This window comes from Kribbia dieselivorans NBRC 106261 (genome assembly GCF_001552435.1).
Lineage (GTDB): Bacteria > Actinomycetota > Actinomycetes > Actinomycetales > Dermatophilaceae > Kribbia > Kribbia dieselivorans.
Map to the genome: position 1 here is coordinate 1 of NZ_BCRE01000018.1, position 15402 is coordinate 15402.

At 70.8% G+C, this 15402-nt stretch carries 20 protein-coding genes; 5 read left to right on the top strand and 15 right to left on the bottom strand.

Going from position 1 to position 15402, the window contains the following annotated elements; all coding sequences use genetic code 11:
- A partial coding sequence (locus KD1_RS01885) for a DUF4282 domain-containing protein (protein ID WP_068396719.1) occupies nt 1–422 on the top strand: 422 nt, incomplete at its 5' end.
- A 13-nt stretch (nt 423–435) separates the two neighbouring features.
- Here KD1_RS01885 and rlmB read toward each other — a convergent pair.
- From rlmB to KD1_RS01910, 5 genes are read right to left on the bottom strand one after another with little or no spacing between them, the layout of a single operon-like run.
- Nucleotides 436–1386 carry a 23S rRNA (guanosine(2251)-2'-O)-methyltransferase RlmB gene (gene rlmB / locus KD1_RS01890; protein WP_068396722.1) on the bottom strand — a complete coding sequence of 317 codons (951 nt, stop codon included), beginning with the start codon at nt 1384–1386 and terminating at the stop codon, nt 436–438.
- Nucleotide 1387: 1 nt separating this feature from the next.
- On the bottom strand, nt 1388–2824 hold the full coding sequence (gene cysS, locus KD1_RS01895; protein ID WP_068396725.1) for a cysteine--tRNA ligase: 1437 nt from the start codon (nt 2822–2824) through the stop codon (nt 1388–1390).
- A 9-nt stretch (nt 2825–2833) separates the two neighbouring features.
- Nucleotides 2834–3376, bottom strand: coding sequence for a 2-C-methyl-D-erythritol 2,4-cyclodiphosphate synthase (gene ispF / locus KD1_RS01900; RefSeq protein ID WP_068396730.1), 543 nt, complete (start codon nt 3374–3376; stop codon nt 2834–2836).
- Nucleotides 3373–4050 (bottom strand): 2-C-methyl-D-erythritol 4-phosphate cytidylyltransferase, encoded by a 678-nt coding sequence (gene ispD / locus KD1_RS01905; protein WP_083541919.1) that lies wholly within the window; start codon nt 4048–4050, stop codon nt 3373–3375. Before ispD ends, ispF begins: the two co-directional genes overlap by 4 nt.
- Before the next feature lie 2 nt (nt 4051–4052).
- Nucleotides 4053–4535, bottom strand: coding sequence for a CarD family transcriptional regulator (locus KD1_RS01910; RefSeq protein ID WP_068396732.1), 483 nt, complete (start codon nt 4533–4535; stop codon nt 4053–4055).
- A gap of 257 nt (nt 4536–4792) precedes the next feature.
- Here KD1_RS01910 and KD1_RS01915 point away from each other — a divergent pair, with 257 nt between their 5' ends.
- Nucleotides 4793–5272 (top strand): hypothetical protein, encoded by a 480-nt coding sequence (locus KD1_RS01915; RefSeq protein ID WP_157073110.1) that lies wholly within the window; start codon nt 4793–4795, stop codon nt 5270–5272.
- 131 nt (nt 5273–5403) lie between these two features.
- Here the strand turns inward: KD1_RS01915 and KD1_RS01920 are convergent, their stop codons facing one another.
- Both KD1_RS01920 and KD1_RS01925 read right to left on the bottom strand, forming a co-directional pair.
- Nucleotides 5404–6087 carry a response regulator gene (locus KD1_RS01920; RefSeq protein ID WP_068396738.1) on the bottom strand — a complete coding sequence of 228 codons (684 nt, stop codon included), beginning with the start codon at nt 6085–6087 and terminating at the stop codon, nt 5404–5406.
- Nucleotides 6084–7253: a sensor histidine kinase gene (locus tag KD1_RS01925; protein WP_068396741.1), complete on the bottom strand. Its 1170-nt coding sequence runs from the start codon at nt 7251–7253 to the stop codon at nt 6084–6086. Before KD1_RS01925 ends, KD1_RS01920 begins: the two co-directional genes overlap by 4 nt.
- A 68-nt stretch (nt 7254–7321) precedes the next feature.
- Here KD1_RS01925 and phoU point away from each other — a divergent pair, with 68 nt between their 5' ends.
- On the top strand, nt 7322–8020 hold the full coding sequence (gene phoU / locus KD1_RS01930; protein WP_370670731.1) for a phosphate signaling complex protein PhoU: 699 nt from the start codon (nt 7322–7324) through the stop codon (nt 8018–8020).
- Nucleotides 8021–8045: 25 nt separating this feature from the next.
- Here phoU and KD1_RS01935 read toward each other — a convergent pair whose 3' ends face one another.
- Genes KD1_RS01935 through mshA form a run of 3 tightly spaced genes read right to left on the bottom strand, consistent with a single transcriptional unit; the run spans nt 8046 to nt 10711 of the window.
- Entirely contained in the window at nt 8046–8777 is a 732-nt protein-coding gene (locus KD1_RS01935) for a phosphoglyceromutase (protein ID WP_068396744.1), read from the bottom strand.
- A 9-nt stretch (nt 8778–8786) separates the two neighbouring features.
- A complete protein-coding gene (locus KD1_RS01940; protein ID WP_068396747.1) occupies nt 8787–9314 on the bottom strand; it encodes a type III secretion system chaperone family protein in 528 nt (175 codons plus the stop codon).
- Between the two features lie 41 nt (nt 9315–9355).
- Nucleotides 9356–10711 carry a D-inositol-3-phosphate glycosyltransferase gene (gene mshA / locus KD1_RS01945; protein WP_083541921.1) on the bottom strand — a complete coding sequence of 452 codons (1356 nt, stop codon included), beginning with the start codon at nt 10709–10711 and terminating at the stop codon, nt 9356–9358.
- A gap of 129 nt (nt 10712–10840) precedes the next feature.
- On the opposite strand from mshA, the gene KD1_RS01950 reads away from it, so the two are divergent.
- Nucleotides 10841–11560, top strand: coding sequence for a class I SAM-dependent methyltransferase (locus KD1_RS01950; protein ID WP_245627234.1), 720 nt, complete (start codon nt 10841–10843; stop codon nt 11558–11560).
- A gap of 122 nt (nt 11561–11682) precedes the next feature.
- Here the strand turns inward: KD1_RS01950 and KD1_RS01955 are convergent, their stop codons facing one another.
- The 4 genes from KD1_RS01955 to KD1_RS01970 all read right to left on the bottom strand — a co-directional run bounded on the left by KD1_RS01955 (nt 11683) and on the right by KD1_RS01970 (nt 14010).
- Nucleotides 11683–12045, bottom strand: coding sequence for a phosphomannose isomerase type II C-terminal cupin domain (locus KD1_RS01955; protein WP_068396753.1), 363 nt, complete (start codon nt 12043–12045; stop codon nt 11683–11685).
- A gap of 106 nt (nt 12046–12151) precedes the next feature.
- Nucleotides 12152–12478 carry a DUF2516 family protein gene (locus KD1_RS01960; RefSeq protein ID WP_068396756.1) on the bottom strand — a complete coding sequence of 109 codons (327 nt, stop codon included), beginning with the start codon at nt 12476–12478 and terminating at the stop codon, nt 12152–12154.
- 48 nt (nt 12479–12526) lie between these two features.
- The gene (ygfZ, locus tag KD1_RS01965) at nt 12527–13591 is read right to left on the bottom strand and encodes a CAF17-like 4Fe-4S cluster assembly/insertion protein YgfZ (RefSeq protein WP_068396758.1); all 1065 of its coding nucleotides are present in this window, start codon (nt 13589–13591) and stop codon (nt 12527–12529) included.
- On the bottom strand, nt 13588–14010 hold the full coding sequence (locus KD1_RS01970; RefSeq protein ID WP_068396762.1) for a Fur family transcriptional regulator: 423 nt from the start codon (nt 14008–14010) through the stop codon (nt 13588–13590). The genes ygfZ and KD1_RS01970 overlap by 4 nt, the downstream gene beginning before the upstream one ends.
- Nucleotides 14011–14067: 57 nt before the next feature.
- Here KD1_RS01970 and KD1_RS01975 point away from each other — a divergent pair, with 57 nt between their 5' ends.
- A complete protein-coding gene (locus KD1_RS01975) occupies nt 14068–15141 on the top strand; it encodes an LCP family protein (protein WP_068396767.1) in 1074 nt (357 codons plus the stop codon).
- A gap of 48 nt (nt 15142–15189) precedes the next feature.
- On the opposite strand, the gene KD1_RS01980 is transcribed toward KD1_RS01975, so the two are convergent.
- Nucleotides 15190–15402 (bottom strand): DsrE family protein (locus KD1_RS01980; RefSeq protein WP_169795316.1); only part of this gene is annotated, 213 nt, incomplete at its 5' end.

Sequence of the window (15402 nt, forward strand, 5' to 3'; positions counted from 1 at the left end):
CCCAGCCGCAGCAGCCCCAGCCCCAGCCCCAGGCGCAGCAGGCCCAGCCGCAGCAGTACGCCCAGCAGCCCTACCCGACCGACCCGTTGGGCCAGCCGCACGGCGCTCCGACCGCCGCCGCGCCGAAGGCCCCCCGCGGCGGCCTGGCGGCGCTGTTCGACTTCTCGTTCACGACCTACGCGACACCGCAGATCGTCCGGATCGTCTTCCTGATCGTGACCACGCTGCTCGTGCTCGCCGGCCTGGGCAGCATCGGCTCGGCGTTCATGACCGACCCGATCGTCGGCATCGTCGCCCTGCTCCTCGTGCCGCTCGTCGTCATCTTCTACCTGGCGATGATCCGGATGTCGCTCGAACTCGTCTCCGCCGTGATCCGCATCAGCGAGGACGTGCACGAGCGCCTGCCCGACGCGCGCCGCTGACGCTCCGCGCAGATCAGACCTTGCCGAGCCGGCGGCGGGCGACCTCGTAGAGGGTCACGCCCGCCGCCAAGCCGGCATTGAGCGACTCCACCGACGACGACATCGGGATCGAGACGATCTGATCGCAGGTCTCGCGCACGAGGCGGCTCAGCCCCTTGTCCTCCGAGCCGACGACGATGACGATCGGTTCGGTGGCCAACTCGAGGTCGGGCAGCGAGACGTCACCGTCCATGTCGAGGCCGAGGATGAAGAATCCCGCCTTGCGGTAGTCCTCCAGCGCGCGGGTCAGGTTGGTCGCCTGCGCGACCGGCACCCGCGCGGCCGCCCCGGCGCTGGTCTTCCACGCCGAGGCCGTCATCCCGACGGAGCGCCGTGCGGGCACCACGACGCCGTGGCCACCGAACGCGGCGGTCGAGCGCACGATCGCGCCGAGGTTGCGCGGATCGGTGATCCCGTCGAGCGCGACGATCAGCGGCACCCCCGGCAGTTCGGAGTGCATGAGGTCGGCCGGGTGGGCGTACTCGTACGGCGGCACCTGCAAGGCCAAGCCCTGGTGCACCGCTCCGTCGGTGAGTCGATCGAGTTCACCCCGCGGAGTCTCGAGCACCGGCAGACCACGCTCGTTGGCCAGCGTGAGGGCCTCACGCACCCGGTCGTCGGCGTCGATGCGGCCGGCGACGTACATCGTCGTGGCCGGGATGTCCGCGCGCAGCGCCTCGACCACGGAGTTGCGCCCGGCGACGATCTCGCTCGACGTGCGGGTGCGTCGGGCCGGTCGCCGGGCGGCACCGGCCTCTTTGGCCTTGTTGATCTTGTGGGCCTTGTGCGCCGGGCGGTCGACCGCCTTCGGGGTCGGGCCCTTGCCCTCGAGCCCGCGGCGGCGTTGCCCGCCCGACCCGACGGTACGGGCCTTCTTCGAACCCTCGCGTCGCACCGCTCCGCGGCGTTGGGAGTTACCCGGCATGTCAGTCCTTCGTGTGCTTGGCCAGCGACCAGCGCACGCCGGCAGCGGTGTCCTCCAGCGCGATGCCCGCGCCGGAGAGTTGGTCGCGGATCGCGTCGGCCGTGGCGAAGTCGCGCGACTGGCGGGCCTCGGTGCGGGCGACGAGCAGTTGCTGCACGAGCGCGTCGAGCGCTGCGTGGGTGTCGTCCTCGGCGCCGTCGCCGCCCCCGACCCACTGCGCGGAGAGCGGATTGATGCCGAGCACGTCGGCCATGGCGACGACGGTGTGCGCCACCTCGGCCGCGGCCTGACGGTCGCCCTCGTCCAGCGACGTGTTGCCCTCGCGCACGGCCTCGTGGATCGCGGCGAGCGCCCCGGAGACGCCGAGGTCGTCGTCCATCGCGGTGCGGAACGCCTCGGGCAGCGTCTCGTCGCCGGTGGGTTCGATCGTCGTGACGCCCGGCAGCGCCCGCCGGAGGAATCCCTCGATCCGTTCCAGCGCTGCTCCGGCCTCGGTGAGCGACCCCTCGTGGTACTCGATCGTCGAGCGGTAGTGGGCGGCGGTGAGGAAGTAGCGCAGGGTCAGCGGGGTGTGCGTCTCGAGCAGGTGGTGGATCTCGAGGGCGTTGCCCAGGGACTTGCCCATCTTCTCGCCCTTGACCGTCACCCAGGCGTTGTGCAGCCAGTACTGGGCGAAGCCGAGGCCGGCCGCGCGCGACTGCGCCTGCTCGTTCTCGTGGTGCGGGAAGCGCAGGTCGATGCCGCCGCCGTGGATGTCGAAGGTGTCGCCGAGGTACTTGCGGGCCATGGCGGAGCACTCGAGGTGCCAGCCGGGGCGGCCCCGCCCGTACGGGGTCGGCCAGGAGGCGGTGGCCGGTTCACCCTCCTTGTGGCCCTTCCACAGGGCGAAGTCGCGCGGGTCGCGCTTGCCGCGCGGGTCGGCGTCGTCGGCGGCGACCATCTCGCCGAGGGACTGGTTCGACAGGGCGCCGTAGTCGGCGTAGCTCTTGACGTCGAAGTAGACGTCGCCGGAGTCGTCGGGCGCCGGGTAGGCGTGTTGTCGCTCGACGAGGGTGTCGATGAGTTCGATCATCTCGGTGATGTGACCGGTCGCGCGCGGCTCGTACGTTGCCGGGATGATGCCGAGGGTCTCCAGCGCCGCGGTCGTCGCCCGCTCGTTGCGGTAGGAGAGGGCGAACCAGTCCTCACCGGACTCCGCGGACTTGCGCAGGATCTTGTCGTCGATGTCGGTGACGTTGCGCACCAGCGCGACGTCGTAGCCGTGGCCGACGGTCAGCCAGCGGCGCAGCACATCGAAGGCGACGGCGAAGCGCACGTGCCCGAGGTGGGGCGCCCCCTGGGTGGTCAGCCCGCAGATGTACATCCCGACCTTGCCGGGAGTCAGCGGGGTGAAGTCGCGCAGCTCGCGCGCGGCGGTGTCGAACAGTCTCAGTGCCACTGGGTCAGGCTACCGATTCCGGTCTACCGGGTAGACCAGCGCGGTCGCCATGGCTGCCGCGCCCTCGCCCCGACCGGTGAGTCCGAGGCGGTCGGTGGTCGTGCCGCTGACCGTGACCGGAGCCCCGCACGCCGCCGACAGGACGGCCTGCGCCTCGTCGCGGCGCGTGCCGATCTTGGGGCGGTTGGCGATGACCTGGACGGCGACGTTGCCGATCTCGTACCCCGCGGCCCGCACGAGGCGGGCGGCCTCGGTGAGCAACGACGCTCCGGACGCGCCGGCGAACTCGGGGCGGTCGGTGCCGAAATGGGTGCCGAGGTCACCGATGCCGGCGGCGGAGAAGAGGGCGTCGCAGCACGCGTGGGCGGCGACGTCGGCGTCGGAGTGGCCGGCCAACGCCCGCTCGCCGGGCCATTCGAGCCCGGCGACCCAACAGGCGCGGTCGCTCTCGCCGGAGGTCGCGTCGACGTAGGCGTGCACGTCGGTGCCGATGCCGACCCGGGGCAGCGGGACGGGCGCGGCCGCATCAGGGCTGCGCGGGTGCTCGGTCATACGGGGTCCTCCAGCAGGGCTTCGGCCCGCGTCAGGTCGTCGGGCGTGGTGATCTTCAGGGCCCGCGGATCGCCATCGACGACGACGACCGGCAGGCCGAGCGCCTCGACGAGGGCCGCGTCGTCGGTCGCCACGGAGCCACCGGCGTGGGCCCGGCGCAGCGCCTCGGGCGTGAACCCCTGCGGGGTCTGCACGGCCCGGAGCGACGCACGGTCGGGTGTGGCGACGACGTGACCGTCCGAGTCGACGACCTTGATCGTGTCGACGACCGGCAGACCCGGGATCGCGGCGGCGGCGCCGGCCACGACGGCAGCGGTCACACGCTCGAAGACGGAGCGCGGTGTCAGGCAGCGGGCGGCATCGTGGACGAGGACGACGTCGCACTCGCCCAGTGCAGCGAGCCCGGCCGCGACCGAATCGGTGCGCTGCGCGCCTCCCGCCACCACGGCGATCCGTGGTTCGTGGGCCCAACGATCGACCGTGCTGTCGACGTGCGAGGCGGGTGCGACCACGACGATCCGCGTGATGCCGGGGACGTCGAGGACTCCGCGCAACGCGTGGTCGAGGATCGGTCGCCCGGCCAAGTCGACGTACGCCTTGGGGCGATCGGCCCCTAGCCGGGAGCCCGCACCGGCGGCGACGACGATGCAGCCGGTGCGTGGTGGGGTGCCCACCGTCAGGAGGCGAGGACCTCGTCGAGCATGACCTCGGCCTTCTCCTCATCCGTCTTCTCGGCGAGCGCGAGTTCGGAGACGAGGATCTGGCGAGCCTTGGCCAGCATGCGCTTCTCACCGGCGGACAGGCCTCGGTCACGGTCGCGACGCCACAGGTCGCGCACGATCTCGGCGACCTTGATGACGTCACCGGAGGCGAGCTTCTCGAGGTTCGCCTTGTAGCGACGCGACCAGTTGGTCGGCTCCTCGACGTGAGGCATGCGCAGCACCTCGAAGACGCGGTCGAGGCCGTCCTGGCCGACCACATCGCGGACACCGACCAGATCACAGTTGTCGGCGGGCACCTCGATCGTCAGGTCACCCTGGGTGACCTTCAACTTGAGGTACTGTCGCTCCTCGCCCTTGATGGTGCGGATCTTGATTTCTTCGATCAAAGCCGCACCGTGATGCGGGTAAACGACCGTTTCGCCGACCTTGAAAGCCATGTGGAGTAATCCCCTTTCGCGACCTCAAGGATAACACGAGGGTCACGAAGGGCGACCTCCGCTACCGGGCAGATCGGCCATCCACCGCGGATCACGCGCCTTCGTCGGCTACCGTTCAGCTCTCGTTCACCCTCCGTTTCCCGACGCGCCGTCCGCATGGTGGGATGACGGGACGATCGGGAGGAATGCCGCGTCGACGGTGGAGGATTCACCGGCCCGGGCAGCGCGCGCGTACTCGCTCGCGGTACTCTCCCCTCGTGAACTGGATGACCTCGCCTCAGACCTCCCGCGCGCGTCGCACCATTGCCGCCGCCGTGCTCGCGGCCGCTGCCCTGGGTGGCTGCGGAGTGAACTCCCCGGTGCAGACCGATGTCCAGTACGTCGCCGGCGACGGCCGCCCGGCCAACCTCGGTGACGTGCAGGTGCGCAACCTGCTCATCGTCAGCGACGGCAAGGGCACCGGCACCATCTCCGCCGGCGTTGCCAACAACGGCACGCGTGACGAGAAGGTCACCTTCACCGCGGAGGGGGGTTCGGTCACCAAGACCGTCGCGGCCGGCAAGAGCATCGTCGTGCAGGCCGGCCTGGCCAAGGTCACGGGCAAGCCCGGCGACCTCGAGAAGCTGGTCGTCTCGACGCCGAGCGGTGGCGAGGTTCCGGTCGACGTTCCGGTCCTGGAGCCCACCGGCTACTACTCGACCGTCACCCCCACGGCGACACCGCGCAGCTCCCAGTAGTCCTGGTCGGGCTGGCCCCGGCCCGATACCCGGCACCCCAACGCCGAGTGGTCAAAGTTTGTGGGATACCCCCGGGTTATCCCACAAGGATTGACCACTCGGCGTTGCTGTGTTGCTGTGTGGGGTGACGCTCAGCCGATCTCGAACTTGTACCCGAGCCCACGCACGGTGACGATGAACCGGGGGTTCGCCGGGTCCGGCTCGAGCTTGGCGCGCAGGCGCTTGATGTGGACGTCCAGGGTCTTGGTGTCCCCGACGTAGTCGGTGCCCCAGACCCGGTCGATGAGCTGCAGCCGGGTCAGCACGCGACCGGTGTTGCGCAGCAACATCTCCAGCAGTTCGAATTCCTTGAGCGGCAGCGGCGTCTGCTTGCCGTCGACCGTGACGATGTGACGTTCGACGTCCATCCGCACCGGGCCCGACTCGAGCGTGGCCGGCACGAGTTCCTCCGGCTCGACGTTGCGGCGCAGCACGGCCTTGATCCGCGCCAGCAGCTCACGCGAGGAGTACGGCTTGGTCACGTAGTCGTCCGCGCCGATCTCGAGGCCGACGACCTTGTCGATCTCGCTGTCCTTGGCGGTGAGCATGATGACCGGGACGTTCGAGCGCTGCCGTAGCGCCCGACAGACGTCGACCCCGGACAGGCCCGGGAGCATGAGGTCGAGGAGAACGAGGTCCGTACCCGTCTTGTCGAAGTGGGCCAACGCGTCGTTGCCGTTCTCGGCGACCTCGACGTCGTACCCCTCCTTGCGCAGTAGGTACGACAGCGGGTCGGAGAACGACTGCTCGTCCTCCACCACCAAGATGCGCGTCATGACTCCCGATCTCCTTGTGCCGTGCTCACGGTCGCGTGCGGCGCGGTTGCCGCCGGCAACCGGATGGTGAACGTGGAGCCGTGCCCTTCTTCGCTCCACACTTGCACATCCCCGCCGTGGTTGGCGCAGATGTGCTTGACAATGGACAGGCCCAGTCCCGTGCCTCCCGTCGCCCGCGATCGCGCTGCGTCCACGCGATAGAACCGCTCGAAGATCCGGCTCTGCTCAGGTTGGGCAATGCCGGGGCCCTGGTCGGTGACGGAGATCTCGATGACGTCGTTCACCTGACGAGCGCCGACGCCGACCTTGGTCCGTTCAGAAGAATAGGCGATGGCGTTCCCGATGAGATTGCCGACCGCCGTCACCAGGAGATCGTGGTCACCGAAGACGCTCAGCGATTCGGGCACGCGGGTGTTGACGGTGATGTCCTTGGCGTCGGCGGCCACCTTGGTCAGGTCGATGGCCTCGTCGACGACGCCACGGATCCCGACGCGCTGCGGGTCGGTCAGCGACTGCGCGGCCTGGAGCCGCGAGAGATCGACGATCTCCTTGACCAGACGGGTCAGCCGGTCGGTCTCGACGAGCATCCGGGAGGCGAAGCGCTGTACCGCCTCCGGGTCGTCCCGGGCATCGAGCACCGCCTCGGCCAACAGCGCCAGACCGCCGACGGGGGTCTTGAGTTCGTGGCTGACGTTGGCGACGAAGTCGCGCCGGATCTCCTCGACGCGGCGCGCCTGGGTGTTGTCCTCGACGAGCAGGAGGATGTGCCCGGTGCGCAGCGGTGCCACGCGGGCCCGCACGCTGATCGAGCTCTGCCGCATCGGCGGTCGCGACAGGTCCAGCTCGCGCTCGCGGATGGTCCCGTCCCGGCGCACCTGGTCGACCATCGCGAGGAGTTCGTCGTGCACGAGTTCGTCATGTCGCACGAGGCCGTACGCCTCGGCCGACTCGGAATGGCTCACCACGGCATCGGAGTCGTCGACGATGATCCCCGAGGAGCGCAGCACGGACAGGACGTCGGCCGTGGACGCCAACGCCGCCCGGTCGTGGACGACCTCCAGTTCAGCGGTGTGCGAGCGCTGCATCGCCCGCCAGATCCCCACGGCCACAACGGCGATCGCCAGCCCGACGAGCGCGCTGAGGACGGCCGCTGTTGTTGGGGTCACAGCAGCAGATTAGTCTTTGTCCTCAGGATCACGACATCAGGGACAGAAGGTACGACGTCAGGGGAGCAGTGTTGCGAGTTTCGTTCCGCCGGGAACTTCAGGACGTGCTCGACGAGCTCGTGCGCATGATGGGGATGGCGCGCACCGCCATGCACCAGGCGACCGAGGCCCTGCTGGAGGCCGACGTGCAACTGGCCGACTCCGTCATCGCGGCCGACGCCGAACTGGACGACCTGCGCGAGGAGACCGATGCCCGCGCCGTCTCCCTGCTCGCCCTGCAGGCCCCCGTCGCCACCGATCTGCGCTCCATCGTCACGGCCATGCGCATCTCCTCGGACATCGAGCGCATGGGTGACCTCGCCCGCCACGTCGCCAAGGTCGCGCGCATGCGCTTCCCCGACCAAGCGGTGCCGGAGGAGGTCGAGGACGTCTTCCGGTCCATGGGCGAGTCGGCCGAGCAGATCTGCCGCGCCGCCGAGGAGGCGCTGGCCTCGCTGGACGGCCTGGCCGCCCACGAGATCGAGCAACTCGACGACGACCTCGACGACGCCCACCGCGAACTCTTCGACCGCCTGCTGCAGCAGGAGTGGTCGCACGGCACGACGGCCGCGGTCGACACCACGCTGCTGAGCCGGTACTACGAGCGATTCGGCGACCACGCCGTCTCGGTCGCCCGCCGGGTGCGCTTCCTCGTCACCGCCGACAGCGCCGACCTGGCCGACCGGCCGACCGATCCGAGCCGGGTGCCCCCGGAGGAGCCCGTCTGACGGGCTCCCCCGCGGGCGGGCAGCGTCAGCGGCCCTGGTTGGCCACCGCGGCCGCCGACTCCGCGGCCGCCTCCGGGTCGAGGTAGTAGCCCGGCTTCGTCGGCATGAAGTCGTCGCCGAGGTCGTAGACCAAGGGCATGCCCGTGGGGATGTTCAGCCCGGCGATGTCCTCGTCCGAGATGCCGTCGAGGTGCTTGACCAGCGCGCGCAGCGAGTTGCCGTGGGCGACGACGATGACGGTCTCACCGGCGGCGAGGTCGGCCTGGATCGGCCCCTCCCAGTACGGCATGAGCCGGGCGATGACGTCCTTGAGGCATTCGGTGCGCGGCACCTCGATGCCGGCGTAGCGCGGGTCGCCGGTCTGCGCGTACTCATTGTCCACGTCGATCGGCGGCGGCGGGGTGTCGAACGAGCGGCGCCACAGCATGAACTGCTCGTCGCCGTACTTGTCACGGGTGGCGGCCTTGTCCAGGCCCTGCAGCGCACCGTAGTGACGCTCGTTGAGGCGCCAGTCGCGGCGCACCGGGATCCAGTGGCGGTCGCACGTGTCCAGGGCGATGTTCGCCGTGGTGATCGCGCGGCGCAGCAGCGAGGTGTGCACGACGGTCGGCAGCAGACCGTTCTCCTGAAGGAGTTCACCGCCGCGGCGAGCCTCCTCGCGCCCCTTCTCGATGAGGTCGACGTCGACCCACCCGGTGAAGAGGTTCTTCTCGTTCCAGTCGGACCGGCCGTGGCGAAGCAGGATCAGCGTAGACATGGCCCCAGACTAATGTGCGTCGTCGGTCTCCACCTCAGGAGCCCGGTGTTCGAGGATCGCGCGGAACGCCTCGAGATTCCGGGTCGATTCGCCGTTGGCCACCCGCCAGTCCCACTCCTTGCGCATCGAGGTGATGAACCCGATGACGAGCAGTTCGTTGAACGGGTCGTCGGCGGCCTCGAGCACGGAGCCGAGTACCTGGTCCAGGCGGGTCGCGTCGAGCCCGGCGAGGGGCACGCGCCCGGTGACGAACACATCTCCGTCACCGTCGATGGCATAGGCCACCCCGCGCAGCCGCAGGTTGCGCCGCAGGAGGTAGCGCATGAACCGCTCGTGCGCCTCGTCCGGGTGGCGAATGACGAAGGCCGACACCGACAGGTCGGCCTCGCCGACGACGAGCGAGACGACGGTCCTGAGCTTCTTCTCACCGGGCAGGGTCGCGACGATCTCGCCGTCGCGGGTGCCCGGCTCGTGCTCGATGCCCGCCTCGTCGAGCCAGCGGGTCAGGTCGGCGGCCGTGGCCGGCTGCGTGGTCATGCGCGGGACTCCTCGTGCTCGGGGATGGGGTCGGAATCAGGTCAGTACGCCGGCATCGGACCGGGGATCGGCACGGCCATCGGCCCGTCGTCGCCCGTGACGAACCCACCGCCCGATCGGGCACGACGCTCCGCCACGGCCTGCGCGTAGGCGTCGATGAGCCGTTGCGCGGTGACGTCCCAGCCGAGCGTGGCGGCGTGGGCCAGCCCGCGGCGCACGAGGTCGGCCCGGCGGGCCGGAGCGTCGATCACGGACTCCAGCGCCCGCGACCAGTGCGCCGGGTCGTGCCCGTCGACGAGCACCGCTGCGTCACCGACGGCCGTGGGCAACCCGCCGACGTTCGCGGCGACGACCGCGGTGCCGCTGGCGAGGGCCTCGACGGCGACGAGGCCGAACGACTCGCTGCGTGAGGGCACGGCCACGACGTCCGCGGCGCGGAACCACTGCGCGAGCATCGGGCGCGAGGTCGGCGGCTCGAACCGCACCGGCACGTTCAGGCGCACCGCCAGATCGGACAGGGCGTGCGGCGCGGCCAGCCCGGTCCCCGAGGCGCCCCCGAGGACACCGACGACCACGCGTTCGCGCCACTCCGGCCGCCGCTGCAGCAGGTCGGCGACCGCCCGCACGAGTACGTCGGGCGCCTTGAGCGGCTGGATGCGCCCGACGAAGAGCAGGAGGATCGTGTCGTCGGCGACGTGCACGGCGCTCCGGGCCGCGGTGCGATCGCCCGGTGAGAAGGTGGACAGGTCGACGCCCGGTGGGACGACGACGACCTTGCGCGGGTCGGCGCCGTACAGGTCGATGAGCTCGGCCGCCTCGATGTCGGTGTTCGCGACGAGCCGGTCGGCGGCCTGGACGACCTGCTCCTCACCGATCTCGCGGGTCACCGGGTCGGGGGTGTCGCCCTCGGCCAGCGCGCGGTTCTTGACCTTGGCCATCGTGTGCATGGTGTGCACGAGCGGCACCTGCCACCGTTCCGCGGCCAGCCATCCGACGTGCCCGGAGAGCCAGTAGTGCGCGTGCACGACGTCGTAGTGCCCCTCGGCGGCGTGGGCGACCGCGCGCATCACGCCGGCGGTGAACGCGCACAGTTGGCCGGGCAGGTCCTCCTTGCGCAGCCCGCCGTACGGCCCGGCCTCGATGTGCCGCACGGTGATGAGCGGATCGTCGAGCACGTGGGCGTCGGGTTGCGCGGCGGAGGTGCGTCGGGTGAACAGTTCGACCGCGACCCCGCGCCGGGCCAGCGCGCGGGCCGCCTCGAGCACGTACACGTTCATGCCACCGGCGTCGCCGATGCCCGGCTGGGCCAGGGGCGAGGTGTGCACGCTGAGCATGGCCAGTCGCTCGATCCCGCGGTTGTCCACCGGGCTCGTCGCGGAGGCAGGCGAAGAGGACATGAGAGGGCCAGTCTCCCACAGGGGTGTTCGCGCGGGCCGCCTACGCTGGATCTCGTGAGCAGGGCAGGGGCGGGCAGGCCGGTGGGGACGATCACCCGCGGCACGACCAACCCCAATCGCCTGCGCCGGATGGACCGCTGGCTGGTGGCGACCCAGGCGTGGCGGTGGCGATCGGCCCAGGCGCCGGTCGTCGTCGACCTCGGGTACGGCGCTTCTCCGGTGACCGCGGTCGAGTTGCGCGACCGGTTGCGGCCGACGCACCCGGGGTTGCGGGTGGTCGGCATCGAGATCGACCCGGAGCGGGTGGCCGCGGCGCAACCCCTGGCCGGGGACGGGCTGGAATTCGTGCGCGGCGGTTTCGAGGTGCCGGTGCCCGGTGGCGCTCGCCCAAACGTGGTGCGCGCGTTCAACGTGCTGCGGCAGTACGACGAGGCCGGGGTCGAGCCGGCGTGGGCGCGGGTGCGCGAGCGGTTGGCCCCCGGCGGGATCCTCATCGACGGCACGTGCGACGAACTCGGGCGCCTGGCGACCTGGATCGTCGTGGCGGAGGACGGACCGGTCTCGTTGACCTTGTCGTGGCGCCTGCGGGGGTTGGGCGCGCCGTCGGAGATCGCGGCCCGTCTGCCCAAGGCGTTGATCCATCACAACGTGCCCGGCGAGGCGATCCATGACCTGTTGGGTCGGCTCGACGACGGGTGGGCGCGGGCGTTGCCGGGGTGGGGGGCGCGACAGCGGTTCATCGCGACGGTGGAGTCGCTCGTCGCGGCCGGGTGGCCGGTGATCGGCGGGCGGTCGCGCTGGCGGTTGGGTGAGGTGACGATCGCGTGGGACGCCGTCGCCCCGCGGTGACCCGTCGCCCCGCGGTGACCCGTCGTCGAGTGGTGACCCGTCGTCGAGTGGTGACCTGTCGCCGAGTGGTCAATGATTGTGGGATAACTGCCGGTTATCCCACAATCATTGACCACTCGGCGTCAGCGCTGGTAGTCGTCCTGCAGGCGGACGATGTCCGACTCGTCGAACTCGCCGAAGCCGATCTCGAGGATGCGGGCGGGCACGTCGGTGGAGTTGGCCAGTCGGTGCTGCGCCCCGAGCGGGATCCACACCTTCTCGTCCCGTTGCGCCGACCAGGTCCGGTCGTCGATGGTGACGTCCAGCGGGCCGTCGAGGACCTGCCAGAACTCCGCGCGCTTGGCATGCGTCTGTAGCGAGAGTCGCTGACCGGGCGTGACGGTGATGATCTTGACGGTCGTCGGCTCGTTGAGGGTGAACTGCTCGAAGGCACCCCACGGGCGCTCGTCGGAGAACATCGAACCCCGCGGGTCCTCGATCGTCATGCGGTTTTCCCCCTCTGTGCCGGATCAAACGACCACAGTGTGCCACCTGCGCGCCGAAAACGGCACGCTGCCACCCCGGGTGCCCGTCACCGGTCGCCGCCGGCGCTCACCAGCGGCCGGATCCGTACCCGCTGCTGCCGCCACGATTGCCGAGCACTCGCCGCAGGGCCGGTCGCACGTCGAGGACGTACACCAGCGCCGCGCCCACGGCGAGAAGGCCGAAGAGGTTGAGCGGGTTGCCCATGACGACGAACCCCAGGAGCGCCGCGATGCCGGTGATCGCCACCCACGCGGGCTTGGTCAGCTTGCCGGCCGCGGTGTACGCGTCCGGGCGGTGACGCAGCGCGTCCACGAAGGCGATGACCTCGACGATGAACGCGGCCAACCCGAGCACGGTGAGGATGCCGAGGCGGATCGCCGGAAGGAACTCCATGGACCCACCCTAGCCGCGGTGGCTGGGCGGCCGCTGGGTGCGCGCCGGCTACGGCGCGACGACGACGGTCTGGGCGGCGCTGATCGTCCCGGCGTGGAGCACGGCGTCGATCGGCACGTTGCGCTTGATCACCGCGAGCGCGATCGGCCCGTCGACGTGGTGCCGCGCGACGCTGGTGATCCGCCCGATGGCCCGCTCCCCCGGGGCCAGCGTGAGCTCGGCCGACGCCTCGGGCAGCGTGTGCCCCGAGCCGTCGAGGTGCAGGAACACCAGGCGCCGCGGCGGCCGGCCGAGGTTGTGCACCCGGGCGATGGTCTCCTGCCCGCGGTAGCAACCCTTGTGCAGGTGCACCGCGGTGCGCAGCCAGTCGAGTTCGTGGGCGATCGTGCGGTGGTCGGTGTCGTGCCCGAGCCGGGGTCGCCACGCCGCGATCCGCAGCGCCTCGGCCGCCCACAGCCCGGCCGGCGGTCGATCACCGATGGCGGAGTCGAGTTCGGCCCGGGGCACGATGAGCTCGCGCCACGCGCGGTCGGCGGCCGGGTGGTCCTCGACCGGCCCATAGGCGGCGGTGTCCCCGACCAGCCGCGGCCACGGGTCGACCCACGCCAACGGTTCTCCGTCGGCGGACTCGGCGCCGATCGGTTCGCCGACGACCGCCCACTCGCCGGTGACGTCGGCGACCTCGACGCGCAGCATGAACTGCATCGACCGCAGCCACGTCACCAAGGCCTCGGCCGTGCCCGGCTCGACGGTGATCCACGTCGTCGTGCCGTCGTCGACGAGGTGCAGGGCGTGCTCGACGTGGCCCTTCGGGCTGAGCACGAGCGATTCGCGGGAGGTGCGCGGCGGCAGTTCGAGCAGATGTTGGGTCGTCATGGAGTGCAGCCAGGACAGGCGGTCCGGGCCGGTGACCGTGACGACGCCACGGTTCGACAGGTCGACCGCGGCCAGTCCCTCCTCGAGGAGTTTCTGCTCGCGCAACGGATCGCCGTAGTGCGCGGCCACACCGCGCTCCGCCCCGTCGGCCTCGACCGCCCCCGGCCGGGCCAGGAGCGCGGAGGGCGGCGTGGTCGGGGTCGTCGGGGTCGACGTGGGGGTGTCGGGCTCGGTCACGGAAGAACCTCCTGGCAGGCGGCGCAATAGCCGTGGATGGCCATGTGCGTCGGGTCGGGCGCGAAGTCGGTGAACCCCCGCAGCCGGTGGACGAGGACCTCGGCCAACGAGGCGGGCACCTCCTCGACGGCGGAGCAATTGCGGCACACGAGGTGGAGATGACCGTGGGTGCCGGCGAGGTGATACGTCGGCGGGCCATGGTCGAGGTGGGTGTGGTCGACGACGCCGACCTTCTGGAGCGCCTCCAGGGTGCGGTAGATCGTCGACGGCGGCATGCTGGGGCCGCCGTCGGCGCCGACGGCCTCGACCAGTTCCTCGGGCGTCGAGTGGGGGTGGAGCTCGACGGCCCGCACGACACGGTGTCGTTGCTGCGTCATGCGCATCCCGGCGCCACGCAGGAGGTTCGCCACATCAGCCATGGCCCACCAATGTACGGCCTCAGGCTGATGTCGGCGGACCCACCTACACTGGCCGCCATGGTGGACGACTTCTTCACGGACCTGGCCGCGTCGCCCGACCCTGCGGCGCCGGAGGGTTCGGGCCAGCCGCGTCGCGACCGCCGGGAGCGTCGCCGCGGCCGCTGGTGGAAGCGCACCCTCATCGTGCTCGTGGCGATCGTCGCGCTCGTGGCCGTCGGCGCCGGGGGCTACGTCGCGTTCATCAGTCAGCGGGCCGACAACAACCTCGCTCGCGCCGACCTGCTTCCCCCCGATGGGCAGTCGACGTACACCTCCAAGGCCGGCACCAAGGAGAAGCTCGTCAAGGGCAAGGAGTCCGGCAAGGGCGAGACGTACCTGCTGCTGGGCTCCGATGCGCGACCGGGCGAGACCAACTCGCGCAGTGACGTCATCCAGCTGCTCCACATCAGCCAGGACGGCAGCCGCGTCGACCTCGTGCACTACCCCCGCGACCTCTGGGTCGACATTCCCGGCCACGGCAAGGGCAAGATCAACTGGGCCTTCGCCTTCGGCGGGGCGCCGTTGCTCGTGCAGACCCTCGAGGGCCTGACCGGGGTTCAGGTCGACCACGTCGCGAACACCGACTTCGAGGGGTTCAAGGCCATGACCGACGCGCTCGGCGGGGTGCGGGTCTGGGCCGACGAGGCGAGCACGGCCTCGGGCAACGGTGGGGTCGACATCAAGCAGGGGTGGAACGACCTCAACGGCGAGCAGGCCCTCGGGTTCGTGCGCGAGCGCTACCAACTCTCCGGGGGCGACCTCTCGCGCGGTCAGCGCCAGCAGGCGTTCATCAAGGCGGTGATGCTCAAGGTGCTCTCCCCCGGGGTGATCGCGAACCCGGTGAAGTTCACGTCCTTCGTCGACGCCGCCACGAAGAACACCACGGTCGACGCGACGTTCTCGATGAACGACGTGCGGCGCAAGGCGTTGAGCCTGCGGGGGCTGCGCGGCGACGACATCCACTTCCACACCGCTCCGAACGGCGGGGTCGGGCAGGCCGGCGACCAGTCGATCGTCGTGTTCGACGCGGCGGGCAACCACCGGCTGGCCGAGGCGTTGCGGGCCGACGACATGGCGGCCTACGCGCCGTGATCAACGCTCCGGGCGCGAACCGCGCTCCGGCGTGATCGACGCTCCGGCTCAGTAGACCATCACCTTCGTGCCCTCGGCGACGATCTCCTCGACGAGCACCGTGGCCCCGGCGATCCGCGCTCCGGGCAGCAGGTCGGCCTCGGTCAGGTCTCGGCGGGCGGCGCACTGACCGCAGATCGTCAGGGTGCCCTGGGCGAGCACGGCGGCGACGAGGTCGGCCAGCGGCGCGGCCAGCGGCAGGTCGACCTGCTCGGCGCGACC